At 62.2% G+C, this 26,110-nt stretch carries 26 protein-coding genes; 14 read left to right on the top strand and 12 right to left on the bottom strand.

The genetic code is table 11. The annotated features are described in order from the left end of the window. Positions 1–3 precede the first annotated feature (3 nt). From AAGQ88_RS12175 to AAGQ88_RS12140, 8 genes are all read left to right on the top strand, one after another. The gene (locus tag AAGQ88_RS12175) at positions 4–1,554 is read left to right on the top strand and encodes an inactive transglutaminase family protein (RefSeq protein ID WP_285423996.1); all 1,551 of its coding nucleotides are present in this window, start codon (positions 4–6) and stop codon (positions 1,552–1,554) included. Further along, entirely contained in the window at positions 1,554–2,522 is a 969-nt protein-coding gene (locus tag AAGQ88_RS12170; protein ID WP_177182068.1) for an alpha-L-glutamate ligase-like protein, read from the top strand. Before AAGQ88_RS12175 ends, AAGQ88_RS12170 begins: the two co-directional genes overlap by 1 nt. A 111-nt stretch (positions 2,523–2,633) precedes the next feature. Beyond that, a complete protein-coding gene (pabB, locus tag AAGQ88_RS12165) occupies positions 2,634–3,977 on the top strand; it encodes an aminodeoxychorismate synthase component I (protein WP_342655494.1) in 1,344 nt (447 codons plus the stop codon). A 256-nt stretch (positions 3,978–4,233) separates the two neighbouring features. After that, positions 4,234–5,151: an ABC transporter permease gene (locus AAGQ88_RS12160; protein WP_342655493.1), complete on the top strand. Its 918-nt coding sequence runs from the start codon at positions 4,234–4,236 to the stop codon at positions 5,149–5,151. Then, on the top strand, positions 5,148–6,032 hold the full coding sequence (locus AAGQ88_RS12155) for an ABC transporter permease (protein ID WP_285423999.1): 885 nt from the start codon (positions 5,148–5,150) through the stop codon (positions 6,030–6,032). The genes AAGQ88_RS12160 and AAGQ88_RS12155 overlap by 4 nt, the downstream gene beginning before the upstream one ends. Continuing rightward, a complete protein-coding gene (locus AAGQ88_RS12150; protein WP_342655492.1) occupies positions 6,029–7,708 on the top strand; it encodes an ABC transporter ATP-binding protein in 1,680 nt (559 codons plus the stop codon). The genes AAGQ88_RS12155 and AAGQ88_RS12150 overlap by 4 nt, the downstream gene beginning before the upstream one ends. Before the next feature lie 10 nt (positions 7,709–7,718). Then, complete coding sequence (locus AAGQ88_RS12145) at positions 7,719–9,386, top strand: ABC transporter substrate-binding protein (protein ID WP_342655491.1); 1,668 nt, start codon at positions 7,719–7,721, stop codon at positions 9,384–9,386. Between the two features lie 198 nt (positions 9,387–9,584). After that, the gene (locus AAGQ88_RS12140; protein WP_285424002.1) at positions 9,585–10,319 is read left to right on the top strand and encodes a phosphoadenylyl-sulfate reductase; all 735 of its coding nucleotides are present in this window, start codon (positions 9,585–9,587) and stop codon (positions 10,317–10,319) included. A gap of 124 nt (positions 10,320–10,443) precedes the next feature. Here the strand turns inward: AAGQ88_RS12140 and cysB are convergent, their stop codons facing one another. The 5 genes from cysB to AAGQ88_RS12115 all read right to left on the bottom strand — a co-directional run bounded on the left by cysB (position 10,444) and on the right by AAGQ88_RS12115 (position 14,448). After that, positions 10,444–11,418: an HTH-type transcriptional regulator CysB gene (gene cysB / locus AAGQ88_RS12135; protein WP_093458368.1), complete on the bottom strand. Its 975-nt coding sequence runs from the start codon at positions 11,416–11,418 to the stop codon at positions 10,444–10,446. 152 nt (positions 11,419–11,570) lie between these two features. Further along, positions 11,571–12,065, bottom strand: a complete 495-nt coding sequence (locus AAGQ88_RS12130) for a universal stress protein (protein ID WP_342655490.1) — start codon at positions 12,063–12,065, stop codon at positions 11,571–11,573. Positions 12,066–12,161: 96 nt separating this feature from the next. Further along, positions 12,162–13,064 carry a 5'-nucleotidase gene (locus AAGQ88_RS12125; protein WP_285424077.1) on the bottom strand — a complete coding sequence of 301 codons (903 nt, stop codon included), beginning with the start codon at positions 13,062–13,064 and terminating at the stop codon, positions 12,162–12,164. Between the two features lie 82 nt (positions 13,065–13,146). Further along, positions 13,147–14,103: a putative 2-dehydropantoate 2-reductase gene (locus tag AAGQ88_RS12120; protein WP_342655489.1), complete on the bottom strand. Its 957-nt coding sequence runs from the start codon at positions 14,101–14,103 to the stop codon at positions 13,147–13,149. 9 nt (positions 14,104–14,112) lie between these two features. Then, positions 14,113–14,448 carry a thioredoxin gene (locus tag AAGQ88_RS12115; RefSeq protein ID WP_342655488.1) on the bottom strand — a complete coding sequence of 112 codons (336 nt, stop codon included), beginning with the start codon at positions 14,446–14,448 and terminating at the stop codon, positions 14,113–14,115. Positions 14,449–14,699: 251 nt separating this feature from the next. Between AAGQ88_RS12115 and AAGQ88_RS12110 the strand changes: the two genes are divergently transcribed. Next, positions 14,700–15,776, top strand: a complete 1,077-nt coding sequence (locus tag AAGQ88_RS12110) for a 3-deoxy-7-phosphoheptulonate synthase (RefSeq protein WP_093458364.1) — start codon at positions 14,700–14,702, stop codon at positions 15,774–15,776. Between the two features lie 60 nt (positions 15,777–15,836). On the opposite strand, the gene AAGQ88_RS12105 is transcribed toward AAGQ88_RS12110, so the two are convergent. After that, the gene (locus AAGQ88_RS12105; RefSeq protein ID WP_093458363.1) at positions 15,837–16,118 is read right to left on the bottom strand and encodes a GNAT family N-acetyltransferase; all 282 of its coding nucleotides are present in this window, start codon (positions 16,116–16,118) and stop codon (positions 15,837–15,839) included. 636 nt (positions 16,119–16,754) lie between these two features. On the opposite strand from AAGQ88_RS12105, the gene oprI reads away from it, so the two are divergent. Continuing rightward, complete coding sequence (oprI, locus tag AAGQ88_RS12100; RefSeq protein ID WP_003199355.1) at positions 16,755–17,006, top strand: outer membrane lipoprotei OprI; 252 nt, start codon at positions 16,755–16,757, stop codon at positions 17,004–17,006. Positions 17,007–17,147: 141 nt separating this feature from the next. On the opposite strand, the gene AAGQ88_RS12095 is transcribed toward oprI, so the two are convergent. The 3 genes from AAGQ88_RS12095 to AAGQ88_RS12085 all read right to left on the bottom strand — a co-directional run bounded on the left by AAGQ88_RS12095 (position 17,148) and on the right by AAGQ88_RS12085 (position 19,168). Further along, a complete protein-coding gene (locus tag AAGQ88_RS12095) occupies positions 17,148–18,116 on the bottom strand; it encodes a L,D-transpeptidase family protein (RefSeq protein WP_342655487.1) in 969 nt (322 codons plus the stop codon). A gap of 83 nt (positions 18,117–18,199) precedes the next feature. Next, positions 18,200–18,496 carry a hypothetical protein gene (locus AAGQ88_RS12090; RefSeq protein WP_093458361.1) on the bottom strand — a complete coding sequence of 99 codons (297 nt, stop codon included), beginning with the start codon at positions 18,494–18,496 and terminating at the stop codon, positions 18,200–18,202. Between the two features lie 66 nt (positions 18,497–18,562). Continuing rightward, entirely contained in the window at positions 18,563–19,168 is a 606-nt protein-coding gene (locus tag AAGQ88_RS12085; protein ID WP_285424008.1) for an arylesterase, read from the bottom strand. A 10-nt stretch (positions 19,169–19,178) separates the two neighbouring features. Between AAGQ88_RS12085 and AAGQ88_RS12080 the strand changes: the two genes are divergently transcribed. Both AAGQ88_RS12080 and AAGQ88_RS12075 read left to right on the top strand, forming a co-directional pair. After that, positions 19,179–19,862: an ABC transporter ATP-binding protein gene (locus AAGQ88_RS12080; RefSeq protein WP_285424009.1), complete on the top strand. Its 684-nt coding sequence runs from the start codon at positions 19,179–19,181 to the stop codon at positions 19,860–19,862. Further along, positions 19,862–22,372 (top strand): ABC transporter permease, encoded by a 2,511-nt coding sequence (locus AAGQ88_RS12075; protein ID WP_342655486.1) that lies wholly within the window; start codon positions 19,862–19,864, stop codon positions 22,370–22,372. Before AAGQ88_RS12080 ends, AAGQ88_RS12075 begins: the two co-directional genes overlap by 1 nt. A gap of 86 nt (positions 22,373–22,458) precedes the next feature. On the opposite strand, the gene greB is transcribed toward AAGQ88_RS12075, so the two are convergent. Both greB and AAGQ88_RS12065 read right to left on the bottom strand, forming a co-directional pair. Next, a complete protein-coding gene (greB, locus tag AAGQ88_RS12070; protein WP_342655790.1) occupies positions 22,459–22,932 on the bottom strand; it encodes a transcription elongation factor GreB in 474 nt (157 codons plus the stop codon). A 99-nt stretch (positions 22,933–23,031) separates the two neighbouring features. Next, positions 23,032–24,012 carry a GlxA family transcriptional regulator gene (locus AAGQ88_RS12065; RefSeq protein WP_342655789.1) on the bottom strand — a complete coding sequence of 327 codons (981 nt, stop codon included), beginning with the start codon at positions 24,010–24,012 and terminating at the stop codon, positions 23,032–23,034. A 203-nt stretch (positions 24,013–24,215) separates the two neighbouring features. On the opposite strand from AAGQ88_RS12065, the gene AAGQ88_RS12060 reads away from it, so the two are divergent. Beyond that, positions 24,216–25,394: a GGDEF domain-containing protein gene (locus AAGQ88_RS12060; RefSeq protein ID WP_342655485.1), complete on the top strand. Its 1,179-nt coding sequence runs from the start codon at positions 24,216–24,218 to the stop codon at positions 25,392–25,394. Positions 25,395–25,451: 57 nt separating this feature from the next. Here AAGQ88_RS12060 and AAGQ88_RS12055 read toward each other — a convergent pair whose 3' ends face one another. Continuing rightward, on the bottom strand, positions 25,452–25,670 hold the full coding sequence (locus AAGQ88_RS12055; RefSeq protein WP_342655484.1) for a hypothetical protein: 219 nt from the start codon (positions 25,668–25,670) through the stop codon (positions 25,452–25,454). 209 nt (positions 25,671–25,879) lie between these two features. Here AAGQ88_RS12055 and AAGQ88_RS12050 point away from each other — a divergent pair, with 209 nt between their 5' ends. Next, on the top strand, positions 25,880–26,101 hold the full coding sequence (locus AAGQ88_RS12050; protein ID WP_285424014.1) for a PLD nuclease N-terminal domain-containing protein: 222 nt from the start codon (positions 25,880–25,882) through the stop codon (positions 26,099–26,101). Positions 26,102–26,110: the final 9 nt, after the last annotated feature.

Below are 26,110 nucleotides of genomic sequence, written 5' to 3'. Positions count from 1 at the left end.
GACATGCGCTCTCTTACCCTCCATCTGAAAATCCTGATCGCGACCCTCGTGACACTGGGCATTGCGATCACGGCCTATCAGATATTGGTGCTCGGCATCCCGGTGACCGAAGACGAAACCGACGACCTCTGGAACATCGACGCCAAAGTCGAGTTCATCGCCAATCCCAAGGACTCCGTGAAAATCCAGATGTACGTGCCGCCACTGTCGCGCGACTACATCAGCCTCAACGAGAGCTTCATCTCCAATAATTACGGCGTGAACGTCAACCGCGCCGACGGCAACCGCAAGGTGACCTGGTCGGCCCGACGCGCCACCGGCAACCAGACGCTTTACTATCGCCTGGTGCTGACCAAGCGCTACAGCGGCGAAAAAGCCAAGGTCAAAGGGCCGATCTTTCGCGACAGCATCGCCGTCGAAGGGCCTGAGAAGATTGCCGCCGACGCCCTGCTCGCGCCGATCCGCCAGCATTCGGCCGACGTCGAAACCTTCGTCAGCGAAGCCATCAAGCGTGTCAACAATCTGAGTGACGACAACGTCAAGCTGCTGCTGGCAGGCGACACCTCGGTGCAGAACAAGGCGCGCATCACCGAAATCCTGCTGTCCATTGCCCACGTCCCGGTAGAGAAAGTCCACACAATCCGTCTGGTGGCGGACCAGCCGCAGACCCCGGAACTCTGGTTGCGCAGTTTCAATGGCAAGGACTGGCTGTATTTCAACCCGGAAACCGGCGAGGCCGGCCTGCCTCAGGACCGCCTGCTGTGGTGGATCGGCGACGACAACCTGATCACGGTGGAAGGCGGCAAGAAAGCCACGGTCAATTTCAGCCTGAACAACAGCGAAATGAACGCCATCCGGCTGGCCAAGCTGACCGACGAAAGCACTGACGCCGACTTCCTCGAATACTCGCTTTACGGCCTGCCCCTGCAGACTCAGCAGACCTTCATGATCATGGTCATGATCCCCATCGGCGTACTGGTCATCCTGATTCTGCGCAACCTCATCGGCCTGCAGACACTGGGCACCTTCACGCCGGTGCTGATCGCCCTGGCCTTTCGCGAAACCCAGCTGGGGTTCGGCATCGTCCTGTTCACCATCATCACCGCACTGGGCCTTTCGCTGCGTTCGTACCTGGAACACCTGAAGCTGCAGATGCTCCCACGATTGTCGGTGGTGCTGACCTTCGTCGTCGTGCTGATCGCGGCCATCAGCCTGTTCAGCCACAAGCTGGGGCTCGAGCGCGGCCTGTCGGTGGCGCTGTTCCCGATGGTGATTCTGACCATGACCATCGAACGCCTGTCGATCACCTGGGAAGAGCGCGGCGGCGGCCACGCGATGAAAGTCGCCATCGGCACGCTGTTCGCAGCGTCTCTGGCCCACATCATCATGAGCGTGCCGGAGTTCATCTATTTCGTCTTTACCTTCCCGGCCATCCTGCTGATTCTGGTGGGCTTCATGCTGGCGATGGGGCGTTATCGCGGCTATCGACTGACCGAGTTGATCCGCTTCAAGGCCTTTCTCAAGGAAGACGCCGAACGGGAAAACGTCAGATGATCGGCTGGTGGAAAACCTGGAAAGCACTGGAAGCCAAAGGGATCATGGGCATCAACCGGCGCAATGCCGACTACGTGCTCAAGTACAACAAGCGCAGCCTCTACCCCATCGTCGATGACAAGATCATCACCAAGGAGCGGGCGATCGCTGCGGGCATTCACGTGCCCGAGATGTACGGCATCATTTCCACCGAAAAGGAAATCGACAAGCTCGACGAGATCATCGGTGGTCGCAGCGACTTCGTGATCAAACCGGCAAAAGGCGCTGGCGGCGACGGCATTCTGGTCATCGCCGACCGCTTCGAAGAGCGCTTTCGTACGGTGTCCGGGCGGATCATCAGTCACGATGAAATCGAGCATCAGATCTCCAGCATTCTCACCGGCCTGTACTCGCTGGGGGGACACCGCGACCGGGCGCTGATCGAATACCGCGTCACCCCCGACCAGATCTTCAAAAGCATCAGCTACGAAGGCGTTCCGGACATTCGCGTCATCGTGCTGATGGGCTACCCGGTCATGGCCATGTTGCGCTTGCCCACCCGCCAGTCCGGCGGCAAGGCCAACCTGCACCAGGGCGCCATCGGTGTGGGCGTCGATCTGGCGACGGGCCTGACCCTGCGTGGTACCTGGCTGAACAACATCATCAGCAAGCACCCTGACACCACCAATGCGGTGGACGGCGTGCAACTGCCCAACTGGGACGGTTTCATGAAGCTTGCGGCGGAATGCTACGAGCTGTGCGGTCTGGGCTACATCGGGGTGGACATGGTGCTCGATCAGGAGCGCGGCCCCTTGATTCTCGAACTGAATGCCCGTCCGGGGCTGAACATCCAGATCGCCAACGACTGCGGCCTGACCCACCGCACCGTCGCTGTCGAGCAACGCCTGGAGCAACTGGCGGCTGAAGGTCGTCATGAAAGCCCCGAGCAACGCGTGAAGTTCGTTCAGGATCTGTTCGGGCACGTCTGAGGACAGTGCCCGGCAGGCGCCCTCCGCCTGCCGGGCGCCGACAAGCCCCTAGGACTGCAACCGCCGCAGGACTACAATCGCCCTCCGCGCACCACGACTGATCTGCCACACATGCAAACCTGTTCCTTATACCCGATCACTTATCAGGTCGATCCGACCGGTTATTTTGCGTTGATCCGGCATGCTCCCGGCGCCGTGCTGCTCGACAGCGGGCGCCCCGAGGCCGATCGCGGGCGCTTCGATATCCTCAGTGCCTGGCCGCTGGAGACGTTCGTGCCCACCGACGGTGAGAACGGTGACGCCTTTCTCCAGCGCCTGCGCACCGCACTGGCAGGCTTGGGAGACGCGGCGTTGCCAGACTCCAGCCCGCTGCCATTCGCAGGTGGCCTGATCGGCTATCTCGCCTATGATTTTGGCCGTTTGCTCGAACCGCTTCCGGCGCTCGCCAGCGATGACCTGCATCTGCCAGGCGCCCGGCTCGGTCTTTACCCGTGGGCGCTGATAAGCGATCACCAGACGCGCACCAGCCAGTTGGTCTTCCATCCGGCCCTCGATGCCGCCGAGCGCCAGCGACTGATCGGCCTGTTTACCGGCCCTGCGGCTGAACACGATGCTTCATTCAAGCTGAGCGCCCGGTTTGCGGCCGATATCGACGCCGATCAGTATCGTCGTGCCATCGAGCGCATTCACGCCTACATTCAGGCGGGCGACTGTTATCAGGTGAATTTCGCGCAACGCTTTCGGGCCGCGTACCAGGGCGATCCCTGGTCGGCCTACGGCGCGCTGCGCAAGGCCTGCCCGACGCCATTCGCCGGTTACCTCGCGTTGCCGGAGGGTAATGCGGTGCTGAGCCTGTCGCCCGAACGCTTCGTCAGGGTCAGCCAGCGTCAGGTCGAAACGCGCCCCATCAAGGGCACGCGGCCACGGGGCCGGGACGCCGCCGAAGATGCCGCTTACGCGCAAGAGCTGCTGCGCAGCCCGAAAGACCGTGCGGAAAACCTGATGATCGTCGACCTGCTGCGTAACGATCTGGGCCGCAGTTGCCGCATTGGCTCGGTGAAAGTACCGGAGTTGTTCAGCCTGGAAACCTACCCCAACGTGCACCATCTGGTCAGCGCCGTGACGGGCGAACTGGCCGATGCCCACGACGCGCTGGACCTGATCGCAGGCAGCTTTCCGGGAGGCTCGATCACCGGCGCGCCGAAGATCCGGTCAATGCAGATCATCGATGAACTGGAGCCCACCCGCCGCGCGCTGTACTGCGGCTCACTGATGTACCTGGACGTGCGCGGCGAGATGGACAGTTCGATCGCCATCCGCAGCCTGCTGGCTCAAGACGGTCAGATCGCCTGCTGGGGTGGCGGCGGCATCGTGGCCGACTCGCAGTGGGAAGCCGAATACCAGGAATCCATGACCAAGGTCCGGGTGCTGCTGAAGACGCTGGAAGCCCTGTAACCGATTGGCCAGGCGCTGCGACCCGCAGCGCCTTGATCCACCCTTTCTGCTCACCGAAGCCCTCCTGAAGAGGACGCCAGAATCGTCAAAGTCCCTGCCTTGACGTCTGGCGTCCTCGTTTCTCATTCTAAAAATATGCTTAAACGGACTTGGACGTCCTGACTTTCCTGCATATAGGATCCTCCCAATATTCATTTATTGAATAATCATCAACCCTCGTCATGACCTTGACGAGACTTTGGGATGGATCTTCCTTATGTGGCGAAACGTGCTGGTCCGGTTGGGCAGCAGCCTGCTGGTGCTCTGGTTGAGCGTGAGCGCCGCCTTCGTGGCGCTTCACTCTTTGCCCGGCAAGATTGCCGACATCCTCGCTGGCGACAATGAATACCCCGGCTTGCGCGAGGCCATCGCGGCTGAATGGGGGCTCGACAAGTCCCTGCCCGAGCAATATCTGGATTTCATCGCGCGCCTGTTGCACGGCGACCTGGGCACGTCCTACGTCATGCGTCAGTCGGTCAGTAGTGTGCTGCACTCGCAACTCTGGCCGACGGTGCAGCTGGCGGTCGCCGCCGGGGTCATCGCGACGCTGTTCGCGGTCGGCGTGGCGCTGCTGACGGCCGGACGCAGCGCTGTGGGCAGACGCATCGCTTCGCTGCTGGAGCTCGTACTCACCTCCACCCCGGTGTTCTGGATTGGCATTCTGCTGCTGATGGCATTCTCCTTCCACTGGCGATTGTTTCCAGTCTCTGGAGCCAATGGCTTCAATGCTCTGGTACTCCCGGCGATCACGTTGGCGTTGCCCACCGCCGGCATTCTCGCGCAGGTGCTTCGAGAGGCCATGGAAAAAGCACTGGAGCAGCCGTTCGTGACGACCGTTCGAGCGCGGGGCCTGAGCGAAACCCAAGTGCGCACCGGTCATGTGTTACGCCACGCATTGCTGCCCATCGTCACCCTCGGCGGCTGGCTGATCGGCGGTTTGCTGGGCGGCGCCGTGATCACCGAAAAGGTCTTTGGCCGCCCTGGCCTTGGGACCATCACGCTCAACGCGATCACCAGCCAGGACGTGCCGGTGGTGCTGGCCGTGGTGCTGCTGGCCGCCTTCATTTATGTGGTGATTTCGACCCTGCTGGACGTCGCCTACCTGTTCATTGACCCGAGGCTGAGAACCCAATGACCCTGCCTTCCTCAACGCTGGCCGCTGCTGCCGATGCGGTGCTCGACAGCCGTGTCGCCGCGCGCCACTTCAACCGCCTTCCCCTGGGCATCACCGTGAGTGGCCTGTTCCTGCTGGTTCTGGCGGTAGTGCTGGCGGTGCCCTTCTGGATCACTCATTACGATCCGCTGGCCGGCGATGTCAGCGTCGGCCTGCAGGCACCGAGTACGGCTCACTGGTTCGGTACCGATCGGCTGGGCCGGGACGTGTTCGCCCGCGTGGTCTACGGCGCGCGCTATTCCCTGTTGATCGGGTTGTCGGGCATGCTCATCAGCCTCGTCATCGGCACCCTGCTGGGCCTGGTGGCGGGCATGAAAAATCGCTGGCTGGACGAGGTTGCCTCGCGCCTGTTCGATGTGCTTTCGGCGTTTCCGAGCGTTTTGCTGGCGCTGTTGGTGATCGCGCTGATCGGCCCGGGACTGATGAACGTGGCGGTGGCCATCGGCATCGCCGGCATTCCTAAATTCGGCCGGCTGGTGCGCAGCCAGACCCTGCTGGTGCGCGAGGCGGATTACGTGCGTCACGCCGTGCTCTACGGCCGTTCCCGCCTGCAGACGTTCGTCACCCATTTGCTGCCCAACGTGCTGATGGCGATTCCCATCGTGGCGACCATCGACATCGGCAGTTCGATCATGGCGGTGTCAGGCCTGAGCTTTCTGGGGCTGGGCCCGCAGCCGCCGACACCGGAATGGGGCGTGATGCTCGCCGAGGGCCGGGATGTGCTGCGCGTGGCCTGGTGGCCGAGCGTGTTTCCCGGTCTTGCCATCACCCTGACCGTGATCAGCTTTACCGTGCTGGGCAGCTACTGCCAGCGCCGCTTCGAAGGGAGGCAGCCAGCATGAGCGCACGAGTGGTGAGTGAACCGGGCGCTCCTCTGGTCGACGTCGAGGACCTGCGCATCAGCTTCGCCGACGTCAATCACGGCGCGCCGCTGGTACGCGGGCTGAACCTGCAGATTCATCCGGGCGAATGCGTGGCGCTGGTTGGCGAGTCCGGCTCCGGCAAAAGCCTCACGGCGCGCAGTTTGCTGGGGTTGGCGGGCGAACATGCTCAGGTTCAGGCCAGGCGTCTGCAGATCGACGGCCGTGACGCCTTGCGCTTCAACCTTCAGGACTGGCGACAGCTTCGGGGCCGCTTTGCCGGCCTCGTCATGCAGGACGCGCTGGTGTCGCTTGACCCGCTGCGTACCATCGGGCAGGAAACCGGCGAAGTGCTGCGCACCCATCGAATGCTGAATGAAGCGGCGCGCGGGCAGCAGGTGCTCGATACCTTGCGCCAGGTCGGAATTCCCGATCCGCAGTGGCGCAGCACTCAGTTCGCCCATCAATTGTCCGGCGGCCTGCGTCAGCGAGCCTTGATTGCGGCCGCCATCGCCGCCGGGCCGCGGCTGATCATCGCGGATGAACCCACCACGGCGCTGGACGTCAGCGTGCAACGGCAGGTGATCGCCGTGCTGGCCGAGCGTGTCGCTCAGGGGGCCGGGCTGCTGATCATCAGTCACGACCTCAACCTGGTGGCGCAGATCGCCGACCGGGTGCACGTGATGCACAACGGCGAGGTGGTGGATTCCGGCAGCGCGCAGCAGGTGCTGACGCAACCGCGCCATGCTTACACCCGTCAGTTGCTGGCCGCCAGTCCCGGCGCAGCGTCTCGTGGTACCCGCCTGAGTTCGGCACGGGTGCGACCCGGTGTCCGGGAGCAAGACCCGCTGGTGATCGAGCGCGATCCGCTGCCGTCGCGCCTGCCCGCCGAGCCCCGGGAAGTGCTGCGGGTGGAAGGCATCGGCAAGTCCTATCGACGTCGCGGCTTCGGCCGGCAGGGTCAGGCGTTTACGGCGCTGCACAGCGCATCGTTCACGCTGAACGCGGGCGAAGTGCTGGGCATCGTCGGCGAGTCAGGCTCCGGGAAAACCACGTGCGCCAACATCGTCCTCGGCCTGCTGGCGCCCGATAGCGGCAGCGTGCATCTGCTCGGTCAACGCTGGAGTCATGTGCCGGAAGCGCAACGCCGGCCTCTGCGCCGGCAGATGCAATACATTCCGCAGGACCCGCTGAGCTCGTTCGATCCGCGCTACACCGTGGCGCAGATCATCGCCGAAAACCTGCTGCCCGGCGGTGACGACCGCCAGCAAGCCAGCGCATTGCTGACACAGGTCGGGCTCAATGCCGACTTCCTCGATCGTCACCCACGCTCCTTGTCGGGCGGCCAACGGCAGCGCATTGCAATCGCCCGCGCCCTGGCCGCAGAACCTGCGCTGATCATCTGTGACGAACCGGTTTCCGCGCTCGACGTGTACGTGCAGGCGCAAGTACTGGACCTGATTGGCGAACTGCAGGCCAGCCGCGGCATTGCTCTGCTGTTCATTTCCCATGATCTGGAGGTGATTCGCCACATCTGCGACCGGGTCCTGGTGTTTCATCAGGGCCAACTGGTGGAGCAAGGCCCGGTCGGCCCGCTGTTCGAAGCACCCACTCATCCCTACACCCGGCAACTACTGAGCGCGCACCCCGCCGCTTGATAAGGACACCATGAAAGCTCACCGTTCCCTGCTCTGCCTGGCCATCGTGGCCGCCCCGCTGCTGTGCGCCTGCGACAACAACGCCTCACCGCCGGCCACGGCCGCCAGCAACGGCGCCAGCCAGAAGCCGTCGCTGCAACCGCGCAGTGGCGGCGAGGTGACGTTCGGCGTGACCACCGAACCCGCCTGCTTCGACCCTCACAACTCTTCTCAGCAAAACGCCTTTCTGGTGATTCGCAATTACGTCGACTCACTGATCGGCAAACAGGCGGACGGCAGCTTCGCCCCGTGGCTCGCGAAAAGCTGGAGCGTTTCGCCCGATGGCCGCGAGTACACCTTTGTCCTGCGCGATGACGTGACCTTCACCGACGGAACACCGTTCGACGGCGCCGCGGTCAAGGCCAACCTGGACTACACCAAAGATCCGGCGCACACCGCCAACGCCGCGGCCTTCCTGGAATATTACGATCGCACCGAAGTGATCGATCCGCATCAGGTGCGCATCGTATTGAACAAGCCTGACTCAGCCATGCTCGAATCATTGTCCAGCGTCAAATTGGGCTTTCTGTCACCCAAGACCCTCGCGGCCGGAGGCGATCTTTGCCAGGGCGGGCCGAACCTGGTCGGCACCGGGCCATTCATCTTCAACCAGTACAACCGGGGCCAGTCGGCACGGTTCGTGAAAAACCCCGATTACCACTGGCCACCGGCGTATGCCGCGCATCAAGGACCGGCGTACCTGGACGCCGTCACGTATCGCTTCCTGCCCGAGTACGCCGTACGGGCCGGGGCATTGAGTTCGGGGCAAGTGGACCTCATCGAAGGCGTGCAGCCCACCGATCGTGCGCTGTTCGAGCATGCCGAGGGCTTCCAGTTCCTGACCGGTCCGTCGGCGGAAACCTCATTCACGCTCAACCTCAATTACCGCCAGGCGCCCACCGATGACGTCCGGGTGCGCCGCGCCCTGCGTGACGGCTTCGATCTGGCGGCCATCGTCAACAACATCTACCTGGGCACCGTGCCGCGCGCGTGGTCGAACATCGGCCCGGACAACACCGGTTACAACAAGGCCCTGGTCAACACCTGGGGCAACGACGTCCCCGGTGCCAACAAGCTGCTCGACGAAGCCGGCTGGACCGGCCGCGACGCTGAAGGCTATCGCACCCGCGACGGCCAGCGCTTGCGCGTCGAGGTGGGTTATCCGCAGACCTACGTGCGTGACAACCGTGACCTGCTGATCCAGCAGATACAGGCCGCCGTGCGCAAGAATCTGGGGCTGGACCTGGATCTGCGCCTGATCAGTACCGGCGAATGGGTCAAGTCCACGGCTGACGGTTCGTGGCACATCTACCCCAACACCCTCAACCCATCCGACACGGCGCTGTCGCTGCGTGATGTGCTTGGCGCCACCGGTTTTCTGTACCGCAGCGTGGCTCAGCCCGATGAACAGATCACCGGGCTGATCAATCAGGCGCGCGCCACCTCGGACCTCAAGCAGCGTCAACCGATACTGGATCAGATCCAGCAGCGCGCCGTCGATCAGGCGTTTCTCATTCCGCTGTTCGCGCCCAACTATCAACTGGCGGCGCGAGACACGTTGCATGGTCTGAGTTTCGAAGTGCAACTGGATGCACCGTCGAACTTGTATGACGTCTGGAGCGAGGACATAAAAAAATAGCTGATTGACGCAGGAACGGGGGCTGCCGGGCAGTCACCCGTTCCGTGTGCACGGGCAGATTACGCAGCGGCCAGGCACGCTTTCTCAGCGTGGCGAGCAGCGGGCGAACGCAGGTTTCAGGCAAAGGGCGGAAGGTTTTTGTTACCATCTGCGCCATTACGAGCGCTTAAGCGCCGCCCATGATTAGGAAGCCGCCTGATGAGCCACCCTTTCGACGTCGACGCCATTGCCGCGACCTACGCCAACAAGTCCGCGCAGGACATTCTCAAATTCGCCTTCCAGCACTTCGGTGATGAGCTGTGGATTTCCTTCAGCGGCGCCGAAGACGTCGTGCTGGTGGACATGGCCTGGAAGCTCAACAAGAACGTCAAAGTCTTCAGCCTGGACACCGGACGTCTGCATCCGGAGACCTACCGGTTCATCGATCAGGTCCGCGAGCAATACAACATCGCCATCGACATCGTCTCCCCGGACCGGGAAAAGCTCGAGCCGTTCGTCAAGGAAAAGGGCCTGTTCAGTTTTTACCGGGACGGCCATGGCGAATGCTGCGGCGTGCGCAAGATCGAGCCGCTGCGTCGCAAGCTCGGCAGCGTCAAGGCCTGGGCCACCGGTCAGCGCCGCGACCAGAGCCCGAGCACCCGCAACAACGTCGCAGCGGTGGAGATCGACAGCGCCTTTTCGACGCCGGAGCGCACGCTGTATAAATTCAATCCGCTGGCACAGATGAGCAGCGCCGACGTGTGGAACTACATCCGCATGCTGGAATTGCCTTACAACAGCCTGCACGAGCGCGGCTTTATCAGCATCGGCTGTGAGCCCTGCACCCGCCCGGTTCTGCCGAATCAGCACGAGCGCGAAGGTCGCTGGTGGTGGGAAGAAGCCACGCAGAAGGAATGCGGGCTGCACGCCGGGAACCTGATTACGAAGTCCTGATTCGACACAGACCTGATACAGAAGCGCGCTGGCCCGCGATTGCGCTGCAACGGTCACACTCAGGTGACTGACAGTCAGCGATCGCGGGCCAGCGCGCTCATGCAGGTTTTGCGTCTGCCGGCTGTCAATGCTCCGGCAGCACGACCCCTTCGAACAGCTCTTCGAGTTCCTGCTTGTTGTGGCATTGGATAGCCTTGGCCATGACCTCACGGGTCAGGTGCGGGGCGAATTTCTCGATGAAATCGCACATGAACCCGCGCAGGAACGTGCCACGACGGAAGCCGATCTTGGTGATGCTGGCCTCGAACAGCTCGCTGGCGTCGAGGACGACCAGGTCGCTGTCGAGTTTGGGGTCAACGGCCATTTTCGCGACGATACCCACACCCAGCCCCAGTCGAACGTAGGTCTTGATGACGTCGGCGTCGGCCGCGGTGAACACCACTTTCGGCGTCAGGCCGCGATGGCTGAACGCTTCGTCGAGCTTGGAGCGACCGGTAAAACCGAACACGTAGGTCACGATCGGGTATTCGGCGAGGATCTCCAAGGTCAGCTTCGGCACCTTGGTCAGCGGATGTCCCTGAGGCACGACCACGCAGCGGTTCCACGTGTAGCACGGCATCATGACCAGGTCGCCGAACAGCTCCAGCGCTTCGGTCGCGATGGCGAAATCCACCGTGCCGTCTGCGGCCATTTCGGCAATCTGCATGGGCGAGCCCTGGTGCATGTGCAGCGCCACATCGGGGTATTGCTTGATGAAATTGCTGATCACCGGCGGCAGCGCGTAGCGTGCCTGAGTGTGCGTCGTGGCGATGGACAGCGTGCCCTTCTTCTCGTTGGAGAACTCTTGCGCAATCTGCTTGATGCTTTCGACTTTGCGCAGGATTTCCCCTGCGGTGGTGATGATCCGTTCCCCAGCTGGCGTCACACGCGTGAGGTGCTTGCCGCTGCGGGCGAAAACCTCGACACCCAGCTCGTCTTCGAGCAACCGGATCTGCTTGCTGATACCTGGCTGCGAGGTATACAGGCTCTGCGCCGTTGCTGAAACGTTGAGGTCGTGGTGCGCCACTTCCCAGATGTAGCGCAATTGTTGAAGCTTCATATGTATCCCTCAAAGCCGGAAGACGCCACGGGCATCAGCAACGGTATATAACTGGATTAATGGTCAGGAAGACAAAGCTAGAACTTTTTATCACTTTTGAACGGTAATGGCACGCTGCTTTTTTCAGCAGGCGACGTTTTGCTCCCCCACGCTCATGCGCCAGAACGGCTTTGCACCATCGGAACCATGTACACCGGCACTTCGGACAGCTGCAGCACCCGCGCCGCCGTGCGGCCTATCAGCGTATCCCCCTGGGCGCCGTGGCTGTGGCTGCCGACAATCAGCAGATCGACGCGCATTCTGCGCGCCTGTTCGAGTATCACATTGGATGGATCGCCCTGAACCACGCGCAGACTGCAGATCAGCTCGAGATCCTTGTTGTCCTTGCCCATTTCCTCGCGAAAGCTGCGCAGCACCCGGGACTCGATGCCATCGATGACGGTATTGATGCCTTCGTTCTGCAACTCCCTGAGCACGTCCTCGGCCAGATAGCTCTGCAAGACGGACTCGGCGAACAGGCCCATGGGCTCGACCACGTGAATGACGTGCAGCTCTGCCTTGAAATTCCTCGACAGTTCCAGCGCATGTTGCAGCACGTAAGGCGCATAAAGACCGAGGTCCGTGGCGTACAGCATCGAGCGGATCATGTGACCTCCAGGCAGCCATCACAGGCGCAGTCACGATTGAGCGTAGCAGCGAGACGACGAATCGGCCGGTCTGATACAGCTTTCGGGTCTAAAGGTTCAAGGTTTTAGCTCATTGCTGATGCCGTGAGGCACATGCCCGGTGGCAACCACTTCGCGGGCCTTTTCGCAGTGCCCGGGCTGATCGTCGAAAAACACGTCCGCCGCGAATGCTTCCAGAAAGGCCGACTTTTCGAGCCCGCCCAGAAAGAGCGACTCATCCAGACGGATGTCCCATTCGCGCAGAGTGCGGATCACCCGCTCATGGGCCGGCGCTGACCGGGCCGTGACCAGCGCCGTGCGAATCGGGCAAGACTCTTCGGGAAATTCCCTCTGCAGCAGGTTCAAGGCGGCCAGAAACGGTTTGAACGGCCCGCCGGGCAGTGGCTGGCGCGCAGCTTCGCGCTCGCTGGCCTGAAACGCCTCCAGGCCGCCGGACTGGTAGATCCGCTCCGACTCATCGGAAAACAGCACCGCGTCGCCGTCGAACGCGATGCGCAGCTCGGCGCTGGCGGCCCGTCGCGCGCCGCCCGAGAGAATGGTCGCCGCCGCAAACCCGGCATCCAGCGCGCTGCGCACGTCCTCGGCGTGGGTCGAGAGAAACAGATGGCTGCCGAACGCCGCCAGATAAGGGAAAGGGCTGCGCCCGCCCACGAACGCGGCGCGCGAAATATCCAGGCCGTAATGCTGAATCGAATTGAATACGCGAAGCCCGGTGTCGGCGCTGTTGCGCGACACCAGAATCACTTCGACGCGGGACTGGCGAAGGCTGGCATTGAGGCTTAGCAGCTTTTCCACCAGCAGATACGCGTCCCCCGGCTCCAGCACTTCGTCTTCGTGATCGATCTGGTACTGCCGATAGGCTGCGACGCCGTCAGCCATGTAAATGGCATGGCTTTCCCGAAGGTCGAACAACGCGCGAGAAGAAATGGCCAGCACCAATTTCCCGCCAGCGGATTTCATGCTCAGATCATTGGCCATCGGTATCTCCCTTCAACGACTGAGTTCAACGACAGAGTTGCCCTGCCTCTATTGCGCCGTGCGCTCAACGATTGCTGCGGTCGAGAAACGCCAGCGCGTGATACAGCGCCCGGATCTTCGGCATGTCGCAACCCGCCGCCAGCGCTGCGGCCAATGGTCTGGCGTAGATCGCTTCCAGCTCCAGCGCGCGTTTTTCGACGTAGTCGTGGTACATGCTCGGTCGATAATCCGGCATCTGCCCGGTCACGCTGAACAACTGTTGCGCATATCCCGGCGGCAGCGAATGCCCGCAAGCCTCGGCGCCTTGAACCACTTCGGCCATCAAACCTTGAATCAGTTCACGACTGTCGGGATCGGCCATCAACGGCGTGGTGCTCGCCTTTAGCAGCACCGACAGGCCGTTGTAAGGCACGTTCCACACCAGTTTCTGCCAACGGGCCTTGTCGAGGTTGTCCATTGCCACCGACTCGATGCCCGCGGCATGGAACAACGCCGCGCCCTGCTCGACCCGACGCAGGCTTGCCGAAGCGTCTTCGGCCGGGCCGCTGTGATAGCCGATGTTCACGGCGCCGAACGCTTGATGAACGATCTCGCCCGGACCGCTGCGGTGGACGCAGATAAAGCACAGCCCGCCCAATAGATGAAGCGAATCCGGCAGCAGCCCCCGCAGATCGTCCTCCACGCCAAGGCCGTTCTGCAGCAGCAAGACGTTGGCGCCGGGCGCAGCCGCCTGGACGATCGCAGGGGCGACGCCGTCATTTCCGGTGGTCTTGGCCCCCACCAGCAGCCAGTCGCAAGGCGGCATGTCCGCAGCGCTTGCGTACGCCTGAACATGCTCCAGAGTCAGCAGGCCATGCACCTGACTGTCCAGGCGCAGGCCGTTCTGCGAGACGGCGCTGAACTCGCTGCGCAGCAGGAAGTGCACGTCATAGCCGGCGCGCGCCAGCATCAGGCCATAGAAACCGCCGATGGCGCCGGTGCCGATGATGCCGATACGGGGTTGGGTGGTGCTTTCGTTCATGGACGCCCCTTATGGTAATTCGTCAGGTTCGCCGGACAGCACCTGATCAAGGCCGCGGATGATCGCGTCGACAGCGATCTGCGTGCGCAACGCGCCGTAGAACTCGCCGTCACGCACAACAAACATCGCCGGCAGATGAAACACGCCATAGCGCTGTACCGCACCGCCATTTTCTTCGGCGTCGATCCAGGCTATTCGCTCGATGGGAAGATTCAGCCCGGGAAGATGATGCCGCGCCCAACGGCAGCTGGCACAGCCGATGCTGGTGAAAATCAGCAGCGACGTCCCCGGCAATGACAACAGCTGCCGATCGACGTCGAAGTCTGTCAGTTGCAATTGATCCACGTGATTCCCCCGTTTCAGGCTGCACACTATATCGCTGCCGGAGGCCGGCTTTGCAAATTCCGCTCATTCGCGGCCGCCGGTTGCCCGGTGCGCCCTGCAAAGCCGTGTTTGTTGGTCGAAAGCGGCCATTACCCATTGTCGAAGTACCGGCTAACGCGCTAAGGTTCCGCTCCCCCGTTGCGCTCAATAATGCTCGGCTCCGCCGCACGGGGACGCTGGCGGCCAGCATCCGTGACCTGATGAGTAACACGATGGCTGATTTACCGATTGACGACCTCAACGTTGCCTCCAACGAGACACTGATCACTCCGGATCAGCTCAAACGCGAAATTCCCCTCACTGCAGCCGCGCAAGCCACTGTCAGCAAGGGCCGCGAAGTCATCCGCGACATTCTCGATGGCAAGGATCACCGCCTGTTCATCGTGATCGGGCCTTGCTCGATCCACGACATCAAGGCCGCCCACGAATACGCCGACCGCCTGAAAGCACTGGCGGCGGAGGTGTCCGACACGCTGTATCTGGTCATGCGTGTGTATTTCGAAAAGCCGCGCACCACCGTCGGCTGGAAAGGCCTGATCAACGACCCGTACCTGGATGACTCTTTCAAGATTCAGGACGGTCTGCACATCGGTCGTCAGCTACTGCTGGATCTGGCCGAAAAAGGCCTGCCGACCGCCACCGAAGCGCTCGACCCGATCTCCCCGCAGTATTTGCAGGATCTGATCAGCTGGTCGGCCATCGGCGCGCGCACCACCGAATCCCAGACCCACCGTGAAATGGCTTCGGGCCTGTCCTCCGCCGTCGGCTTCAAGAACGGCACCGATGGCGGCCTGACCGTCGCGATCAACGCCCTGCAGTCGGTTTCCAATCCGCACCGTTTCCTGGGCATCAACCAGGAAGGTGGCGTGTCCATCGTCACCACCAAGGGCAACGCCTACGGCCACGTCGTGCTGCGCGGCGGTAATGGCAAGCCGAACTACGACTCGGTGAGCGTCGCCCTGTGCGAGCAGGCGCTGGACAAGGCGAAAATCAAGGCCAACATCATGGTCGATTGCAGCCACGCCAACTCCAACAAGGATCCGGCGCTGCAGCCACTGGTCATGGAAAACGTCGCCAACCAGATTCTCGAAGGCAACCAGTCGATCATCGGCCTGATGGTCGAAAGCCACCTGAACTGGGGCTGCCAGGCCATTCCCAAGGATCTGGCCGACCTGCAATACGGCGTGTCGATCACCGATGCCTGCATCGACTGGGACAGCACCGAGAAAACCTTGCGCAGCATGCACGCCAAGCTCAAGGACGTCCTGCCCAAGCGCCAGCGCGGCTGATCCGGACGCTAGAAACGACAACGCCGAGCAAATGCTCGGCGTTTTTCATTCAGTCTCAGGTCAGATCTTCGCGGCCTGACGCTGATTGCGCTCCATGTAACGTTCCACATACGAGCACGACGGGATCACGGTGTAGCCCATGCTGTCCGCATAATCGAGCGCCACTTCGGTCAGTGCCGCTGCAATACCGCGTCCACGCAACGCATTAGGGACGAAGGTGCGGTAGATATCCAGGGTCTGTTTCCCCAGGTCCATATACGTCAGATAGGCACGATGACCGTCAATGTTCACCTCGAACTGGTGACCGGTCTCGTCATGGTGGATGGACAACGCCTCGCTCATCACTACTCCTCGCGGGTCTTGGATTTTGACCCCTACCTTACCGATGTTTGTCCGGCGAAGGAACCTCTACGCCACCCTGTGCCTGTTTGGACACCGAGAAGAGCTTTGCTGTTCTCAAACAAATGAGCACCTGCAAATAGTAGGCACCATTGTCGAATCTGCTCAAGGGAATCAACAGCAAAATGCGCTGCCGCACATCTGACCGCTCTTTCGGTTGAACCTGACGTCGCCGACGAATGTCCATTGAGACGCCCTGCTCACGGCAAAGTCACTTTAAACACAGTCAAGGATGCGCCTGTAACGATCATCGTCTATACAAAAAAGGTCGCCTGCGATTCGATGTAATCCCTTTCGGGATTTGATCAGGCACTGCGGACCGACTTCGGCAACCATGGGCACATTTAAGCGTCACCGACTGCGCCCGAATCCCTGACAGGCGACTGCGCCTGACAGCGATGGTTTTTTTCCGATAAAAAACGTGAGGAGTTGCTCGGAACACTTTCAAAGCAAAGAATTTTATGCAGTTCTTGCGTTGGGTCCGTTTACTTACTACAAACAATGGGTACTATGTACGCCGGTCATTTTCTCACTTTCGAGAGATGACTAACTTGATAGAAGTCCTTTAAGGGGAACACGATGAACAACGTTCTGAAATTCTCTGCTCTGGCCCTGGCCGCAGTTCTGGCTACCGGTTGCAGCAGCGCATCCAAAGAAACCGAAGCTCGTCTGACTGCTACTGAAGACGCAGCCGCTCGTTCACAAGCTCGTGCTGATGAAGCCTATCGCAAGGCTGATGAAGCTCTGGCTGCTGCTCAGAAAGCTCAGCAGACTGCTGACGAAGCCAACGAGCGCGCTCTGCGCATGTTGGACAAGGCAAGCCGCAAGTAATAGTCCCTTCGGGATTATTAAAAAGCCGACCCGGTTACGGGTCGGCTTTTTTATTGCCTGCATGACGCATTCAGGCATCAAAAAACCCGACCACCCTGCTCCGCTGCGAAGCCTGATGGCCGGGTCTCGCGCGCGGCGTCGTTACTGCAGGGTCATAGGCGCGCTGCTGACCACCGGAGCCGGCGTGCCGGGCACGGCGATTTCCACCGGCATGCCGTCTTCGGCGGCGACCACGTCACGCACCTCATCCCAGTTGATGCGCAGGTTATTGGCCAGGTCTTCACGCTTGAGCAGCGCATTGATGACGGCAGTGTGCTTGTCGACCACCGAAGGGTTGCCGCTTTCGTCCAGCGGCGTGTGCGCTTCAAGATAGACCTTGCCGCCGCTGATGCCGAACTTGTACGGCTCGTTCATGATCCGCACCGTGGTGCCCACCGGCACCATGTCCGCCATTTCCAACACGTTGTTGTTGTACATGCGGAAACAGCCGTGGCTGGTGCGCATGCCGATGCCGAACTTCTTGTTGGAGCCGTGAATCAGGTAGCCCGGCAGACCGAGGCCGAATTTGAACGGCCCCAGCGGGTTGTCCGGACCTGCCGGCACGACGTTGGGCAGGATGTCGCCGTCTGCGGCGTGCTCGGCCTTGACCGACGCGGGTGGCGTCCAGGTCGGGTTTGGCGTCTTGGCCGTGACCTTGGTGGTGGACACCGGCGACCCCCAGCCCTCGCGGCCGATACCCAGCGGGAACGTGTACACCACGTTCTGTCCTTTCGGGTAGTAATACAGACGGTACTCGGCGAGGTTGATGACAATCCCCTCGCGCGGGCCCGGCGGCAGGATGAAACGCGTCGGCAGGACCACCTGAGTACCGGCGCCCGGCAGCCAGGCATCGACACCCGGGTTGGCCGCGATCATTTCCAGATAACCCAGATCGTAACGGGTGCCCAGATCGGCGAAGGTGTCTTCGTAGCGGGCGGTCACGGTCTGGACTTGCCCGATGATGTCCTCGCCCGGCGGCGGCAGCGGGAATTCCAAAGCAGAAACAGGGCCGGCCGCACACAGTGCAGCAAGCGACAGACAGCGGGCGAAAGCTGGAATGCGCGACAACATCCGGGAATCCTTGGGTAAACGGGAGGCTTGAATGAGCGCGATTGTACACGCACGCCAACGGCTTCGGGAGTGGGCGCGACGGCTTACACGCCTGCTTCGAGCTCAGGCCAGATGGGGTGCATGCCACGTCGCTGCGCATCGATGATCGCGCGGCACAGCGGACAAAGGCGCTCGTCCTGGTAGATCGCCTGCTCGACCCCCGACCAGCGTGGCTGAGCGGGCAACAGCGTGCCGCACAGCGTACGGTCGGCGGAACCTGCCAGTTCCAGCTGCCGCGCGACCAGATGCACAAGCACTTCCTGGCAGGCGAACAGGTCAAGCTGCTCGTCAGGCTCGATCAGTTGATAGGCATAAAGTGACCAGGCGGGACGGCGCGGCATCGGGGGCTCCAGTTCGGGGGCGCCACATTAGCCGAAAGCCCCCGTCCAGAAAAGGCCTGCAGCCCTTTAAAGTAGCGGTTTTAGCTGCGGCCAGACGTTTTCGAGCAATTTGCCCTGAGCGTTGGCCGCCGGATGCAGACCATCGGCCTGGGTGTACTCGGGATGGCCGCCTACGCCTTCCAGCATGAACGGCACAAGCGCGACCTTCTTCTCGGCCGCAAGGTCGGCGTATACCTGCTTGAACGCATCGGTGTAGCGGGCGCCGTAATTGGGTGGAATCTGCATGCCCAGCAACAGCACTTTCGCACCGGCGGCCCGCGAGCTGTCGATCATCGATGCAAGATTTTGTTTCAATTGCGCCGGCGGCTGGCCGCGCAGGCCGTCATTGCCGCCCAGTTCGAGGATCACCAGGTCCGGTTTATGCGCTGCAAGCAGCGCCGGCAGCCGCGCCTGGCCGCCGGCACTGGTGTCGCCGCTGACCGACGCATTGACGACCTTGTCCTTGTAACCTTGATCCGCCAGGCGCTGCTCCAGCAGACTGACCCAACCCAGGCGGGTATCCAGGCCGAAAGCGGCGCTGATACTATCGCCAACGATCAGCACCGTGCCTGCCATGGCTCCTTGAGACAACAGCAGCAAACCCAGGCCAGCACTTAAAAACCACGCACGCATCGGATTCTCCATGAGCGAAAGTATTCTCAGTGCCCGGCACCTCAGCAAAGTGGTCCCGAGCACCGAAGGTGACCTGACCATCCTGCACGAACTCTCCCTGGAACTAAACAAGGGCGACACGCTGGCCATCGTGGGCGCATCGGGTTCGGGCAAGTCCACCCTGCTGGGCCTTCTCGCCGGTCTGGACCTGCCCAGCGCCGGTTCGGTAATGCTCTCGGGCCGCAACCTGAGCGAGCTCGACGAAGACCAACGCGCCAGAGTGCGTGCCGAACACGTGGGATTCGTGTTCCAGTCCTTTCAGTTGCTCGACAGCCTCAATGCCCTGGAAAACGTGATGCTGCCCATGGAACTGGAAGGTCGCAAGGACGCCAGGGATCGCGCCCGGCACCTGCTTGAGCGGGTCGGGCTGGGTCAGCGCCTGACACACACGCCGCGCCAGCTGTCCGGTGGCGAACAGCAACGGGTCGCGATCGCTCGTGCCTTTGCCGCCGATCCCGACGTACTGTTTGCCGATGAGCCGACCGGCAACCTCGACAGCCACACCGGCGAGCGCATCAGCGACCTGTTGTTCGAGTTGAACCAGGAACGCAATACGACGCTGGTGCTGGTGACCCATGACGAACGCCTGGCCCATCGTTGCCGGCGCCTGATCCGACTTGAAGGTGGCCGACTCGCCGCCCCTCTGGAGCCTTGATGGCACGCCTGCCGTTCGCCCGCCTGCTCAGTCTTGCCGCCCGCCAGCTTCTGCGCGATGCCCGCGCCGGAGAACTGAGGGTGCTGTTCTTCGCCCTGATCGTCGCGGTCGCGGCGAGCACCGCCATCGGTTATTTCGGAGCGCGCCTGAACAGCGCCATGCTGCTGCGCGCCACGGAGTTTCTTGGCGCTGACCTCATCCTTGGCGGTTCCACGCCGGCCAAACCCGAACAGATCGAGGCAGGCACTGCACTGAAGCTCGATCATTCGCACATCGTGATTTTCTCCAGCGTCGTTGCCACCGACAGCGGCATTCAACTGGCCAGCGTGAAGGCCGTCGACGCGGCTTACCCTCTGCGCGGTGAGTTGAAAAGCGCCGAGGCGCCGTATCAGCCGGAGGTCAGCGGCGGCGAGCCGCAGCCGGGTGAGGCCTGGGCCGAGGCGCGGGTTCTGGTGGCGCTGGACCTCAAGGTCGGCGACAGCATCGACGTCGGCTCCAAAACCTTGAAGCTGACCCGCGTGCTCACCTACGAGCCGGATCGTGCGGGTAATTTCTACAGCCTGACGCCGCGGGTGATGATCAACATGGCTGATCTTGAGGCCACCAAGGTGGTGCAGCCCGGCAGCCGCGTGACCTATCGGGACCTCTGGCGCGGCACGCCGCAGGCGCTTGCGGCGTACCGCAAGGCCGTGGAACCAGGCCTGGCGCCGAATCAGAAGATCGACGACGCTCGCGACGGCAATCAGCAGATCGGCGGTGCGCTGGGCAAGGCCGAGCGTTACCTGAACATGGCGAGTCTGGTGGCGGTGTTGCTGGCGGGTGTCGCGGTGGCGCTCTCGGCGGCGCGCTTCGCGGTCAGGCGTTTCGATGCCAGCGCACTGCTGCGCTGCCTCGGATTATCGCGCAGCGAAGCGTTGCTGCTGTTCAGCCTGCAACTGGCCATGCTCGGCATCGCCGCAAGTGTCGTCGGCGCCCTGCTGGGCTGGTTCGCCCAACTCGGCCTGTTTTACCTGCTCGACAGTCTGCTGCCGGCTGCCGTGCCTCCCGGCGGCTGGCTTCCGGCCCTCGCAGGGATCGGCACCGGGCTCGTCGCCCTCGCCGGTTTCGCCCTGCCGCCCCTGGCGGCGCTCGGGCGCGTTCCGCCGCTGCGCGTGCTGCGCCGCGACATGCTGCCGATTCCTGCGAGCACCTGGCTGGTCTACGGCGCGGCCCTGCTTGCACTGGGCCTGATCATGTGGCGCTTGAGTCTGGATCTGGTGCTGACCTTCGCCCTGCTCGGCGGTGGCGTGATTGCCGCGCTCGTGCTTGGCGCGGTCCTGCTGCTGGCCCTGCGCAGTCTTCGTCGCTTGCTGGCGGGCGCCTCGTTGCCCTGGCGTCTGGGCTTGGGTCAACTCTTGCGCCACCCGATGGCGGCGGCCGGTCAATCGCTGGCGTTCGGTCTGATCCTGCTGTCGATGGGGTTGATCGCGCTGCTGCGCGGCGAATTGCTCGACACCTGGCAGAACCAGTTGCCCAAGGACGCGCCGAACTATTTTGCGCTGAACATCCTGCCCAACGACAAAGACAACTTCGCCGGCCAAATGGGCCGCCTGTCCAGCCACAGCGCGCCCCTGTACCCAATGATTCCGGGCCGCCTGATGAGCATCAACGGCGAACCGGTGAGCAAATTCGTCACCAAGGACTCCCGTGGCGAAAACGCGACCCAGCGTGACCTCAACCTGACCTGGTCGGCACGATTGCCGGAAGGCAACAGCATCACCCAAGGCCAGTGGTGGAACGATCAACTGCCAGCCGAGGGCGTCACACCGGGCGTATCGGTGGAGGCCAAGCTGGCCGCCAGCCTGAACATGAAGCTGGGCGACACCCTCGGGTTCGTGATCGGCGGGGTCAGTCGGGAGGTCAAGGTCACCAGCCTGCGCGACATCAACTGGGACACCTTCCAGCCCAACTTCTTCGTGATCTTCCAGCCGGGCACCCTCGAGGATGTCCCCACCACTTACCTGACCAGCTTCTATCTGGCGCCGGGCAACGATCAACAGATCGTTGAATTGTCGCGGGCGTTTCCGGCCGTGACGATCCTTCAGGTCGAGGCGTTGCTCGAGCAGCTGCGCAGCATTCTCGATCAGGTCACGCTCGCCGTGCAGTACGTGCTGCTGTTCGTGCTGGCGGCAGGCCTTGCGGTGCTGTTCTCCGGGTTGCAGGCGACGCTCGACGAACGTATCCGCCAAGGCGCGCTGCTACGGGCACTGGGCGCCAACCGCGCGTTGCTGACCAAAGCGCGACGCATTGAGTTCGGACTGCTGGGCGCCGTCAGTGGCGTGCTGGCGGCACTGGGATGCGAGCTGGTGAGCTTCGTGCTCTACCGTTACGCCTTCAATCTGCAATGGCATCCGCACGCCTGGTTGCTGCTGCTGCCGCTGATCGGCGCACTGCTGGTGGGCGGCGCGGGCGTGTTCGGCACGCGCCGGGCGCTCAACGCAAGTCCCCTGACCGTGCTTCGCGAGGGTTGATTGCGCCAGGGCAGCGCGTCTGGGCTGTAATTGCCAGCGCGCCTGGGCTGTAAATGCTTGCGCGCCTGCCCTGGCACGCTGGCGGGTTATTTCGGGTATTCGATGTGGGTGATCCACCAGAGCTTGGTGCCTGCGGGAACGGGCACCGCCGCCTCGTCGCCGACTTCTTTCTTCAGCAGCGCCCTGGCCATTGGTGAATCGATGGAAATGTAATCCATGCGCCCGTAGATCTCGTCATACCCGACGATGCGAAACTTCTTGGTTTCGCCCTCCTCGTCCTCGACTTCCACCCAGGCGCCGAAGAACACCCGGCCGTCCTGCTCGGGCGAATAGCTGACGACGCGCATGTCCTCGAGGCGTTTGCGCAGGTAGCGGATCCTGCGATCGATCTCGCGCAGCAGCTTCTTGTTGTACTGGTAATCCGCATTCTCGCTGCGGTCACCCAGCGAAGCCGCCCATGTCACCTTCTGGGTGATGTCCGGACGATGTTCGCGCCACAGGTAATCCAGCTCTTTTTTCAGAGCGGCATGGCCTTCGACGGTAATGATCTTGGTGCTCATTTCACTCATCAGTACTCTCACGATCCAGACTGCGCCAAGCCTACACGCTTGCGCCGTAAACCCCTCAACGAACACGGCTGATTCCTGCCCGCCGGATCTTCACTTCACCAGACGCGTTTCCTTGGAGGGCCGATAGCCAAAATAGGCGCTGTAGCATTTGCTGAAATGACTGGGCGAGACGAAGCCGCACGCAACCAGCACTTCAACCTGCGACAACTCGGTGTGCTGCAGCAGACGCCGCGCTTCGGTGATGCGCAGTTCCATGTAATAGCGCTGGGGCGTGGTGCCCAGTTGCTCCTTGAACAGGCGCTCGATTTGTCGCCGCGAACGCCCTGCGTAAGCGGCCAGTTGCTCCAGTTCGAGCGGTTCTTCCAGGTTGGCATCCATCAGATTGACGACTTCCCTGAGCGGCGCACTGACAGACAAGTGGCGGGTGGGCTTGATACGTCTGTAGCGCGACTCTTCGAAGGAGAGAATGTCTTCGATGCCCTCGATCAATGCCTTGTCGTGCAGCCCTTTGATCCACTCGAGCGCCATGTGGAAAGCCCCTGCGGGGCTTGAGGCGGTCAGGCGGTCGCGATCCACCACAAAGGCTTCGCTGGTCACGCGGGCGACCTTGGATATCTCGGCCAGCGCCGCCCGATGCTCGGGGTGAATGGCGCAACGGTAGCCGTCGAGCAGGCCCGCCGCCCCGAGGAACCAGGCCCCGTTCCACAGACCGGCCAGGGTCAGCCCAAGCTCTGCGGCGTTCGCCAGCAGATCGATGAGCTCTTCACTGGCCTTCAGTTCGGTCCGGTAGCCGCCGCAGATCACCAGCAAGTCGAGTTCTTTGAGGGCCTGCGCATCGAGCCGCGCGTCAGGGCGGATGATCAGGCCCAGATCACTGGTGACCTCGCCGTCCTGCAGACCGAACGTGCGTGACGAAAACAGCGTGGGACGAAGCAGGTTCGCCGTGACGATGGTATCCAGTGCCTGGGTGAAGGCCGGCAGCGAAAAATGCTCGAGCAGGAGAAATCCCGCCCGGGTCTGCGCCGATGGCTGCTTGTTCTCATCCAGATAACGAAGGTTCTTGCCCTTCATGCATCCGCTGAATTCTCTTCGTTCGATCAATGCCGCCTCGCTTGCGTCCCGGATCGCACCCGGCCGGATAGGAGCGTCATTCTATCGAATGTTCCGGTGCCACTTGCAGGCGTTCGGTAAAGAGACAAACGGACGCTCCGAAAAACCTGCTCAAACGCTTACAATCGCCACTTTTTACCGCAAGCAGACTAACCAGGCAGTTTATGGCGCTCGATCCCACCACGATGTTGACTCTCTCGATCGCCCTGGCCGCAGCCGCCGCGCTGTATCTGGCAGTGGAATGGCGCAATGTCCGCGAGCCCTCGCTGCTTTTCTGGAGCGCCGGGTTCGCCACGATCAGCGTCGGCTGCGTACTGGCGCTGTTACGCAGCAGCGGCATTCTGATCATCGGCATCTGGTTCGCCAACGGCTTGCTGGTGACGGCCCACTTTCTGTTCCTGCTGGGCGTGGCGCGCTTTACCGAGGCGCGGCTGTCGCGGGCCTGGTACCTGATCTTCGTGGTCTGGCTGGGCTTGCTGTTTCTGCCGGATCAGCCCTGGTGGTCGAAGGTCATGCTGGTCGCCAATTCGCTGCTGATCACGCTGCTGATGTTGCGCGCCAGCTTTCTGCTGCGGCCCCATGGCCGTTCGCTGAGCGAAGGCGCGGTGCAGTTGCGCTACGTGCTGCTCGCCCACGGCATTTTCTATTTTTCCAAGGCGGTGACGGCCGTAATCCCGGGCACATTGATCGACCTGGCGGCGTTTCGGGGCGAGATCATCCAGATTTCGCTGGTCGAAGGCGCCATGGCGATCATGCTCATCGCGCTGTCGATGACAGGCTCGGAGCGCTATCGGCGGGAAAAACGCATTGCGCGCCTGGCCGCTCGCGACCCGCTGACGGCGCTGTACAACCGCCGCGCGCTGGAAGTCCGGGCACCGCGCCTGCTGGAAGACGTCAGTGCCGATCGGCCCGGCGCGTTGCTGCTGCTGGACATCGACAACTTCAAGCCGGTCAACGACCTGTATGGCCACACCGCAGGCGACCGCCTGTTGATTGCCCTGAGCGAGATGATTCGCGCGGTGTTGCCCGAAGGCTCGCTGGCGGCGCGCCTGGGTGGCGATGAGTTCGTGATCCTGCTGAGCCACGCCTCCAGCGAACGCATTCTGGGATTGAGCGACACGTTGCGCGAGCAGTTCCACAAAGCCGCATCGCAGGCCTTCAGCACGCCGGAGCCGGTGACCCTGAGCATCGGAGCGAATCTGTTCGTGCAGCCGCCCGCCAGTCTCGCGGCGTTGATTGAACAGAGTGACGCCGCGTTGTATGAATCCAAGCGCGGCGGACGCAACAGCATTCGGCTGGTGGACCAGACCGTCGCCAGCCGTGACCCGCTGGGCACGATGTGATCCACCCTTTGCCGCGCTGCTCCAGGCGCGGCGCTTGCGATGACGGTGTGAGGTGGGTCAGCTGTTGCGTCTCGCCGCGCGAACCGACGTCCGTTCGCTGACGAACCGATTGCCCTGAGGGGTGCGCCTCGCAACCACGCGGCCTCCTTGGATGGAGACGTCCACGTAGCCTTGATCCCGCAAATACAGAAGTGCCGTGAAATCCAGCGGCGCAACGGTGTACGCCAGTTCATCGACGAAGGTCACGAGGAGCGTCACGGCACGGGATTCAAGCATGGAACTCGCCTCTGCTGAGTACTAGTGGCAATTTGTCAGCAGGTGCTGAGGCGAGTTCCATTTATTTGCAGGCGATTGCCGATATCTGCCAGGGCACCGAGGTGGCTGTGGCGACGCGGCGGCCGCCTGTCAGCATTGCTGCCGGTATTTCAAACCGCCGGCCTGGCGATGACTCTCAACAGGTATCGCAACCTGCGGAGGTCTTTGTGATGGAAATGACAATGTTTGCCCTGGGCGTCGTGATCGTCGTCCTGTTGATCGATGCATGGATTGCCTACAGCGTGTCGCGCAGCCAGAAAACGGCGGCCACGAAGCTGGGGTGGATCGTCCTGGTGTTTGCGCTGCCAGTGGTGGGCTGGATCATCTGGGGCCTGTACGGCCCGAGAGGCATCGTCAAAGGCCCCACTTCTCAGGAGCACAGCAAGGGCTGAGGGGCTGAC

The organism is Pseudomonas sp. F3-2, assembly GCF_038804275.1.
Classification (GTDB): Bacteria; Pseudomonadota; Gammaproteobacteria; order Pseudomonadales; family Pseudomonadaceae; genus Aquipseudomonas.
The sequence above is the reverse complement of the archived record's forward strand: the minus strand, read 5'-3'. Positions and strand labels throughout refer to the sequence as shown.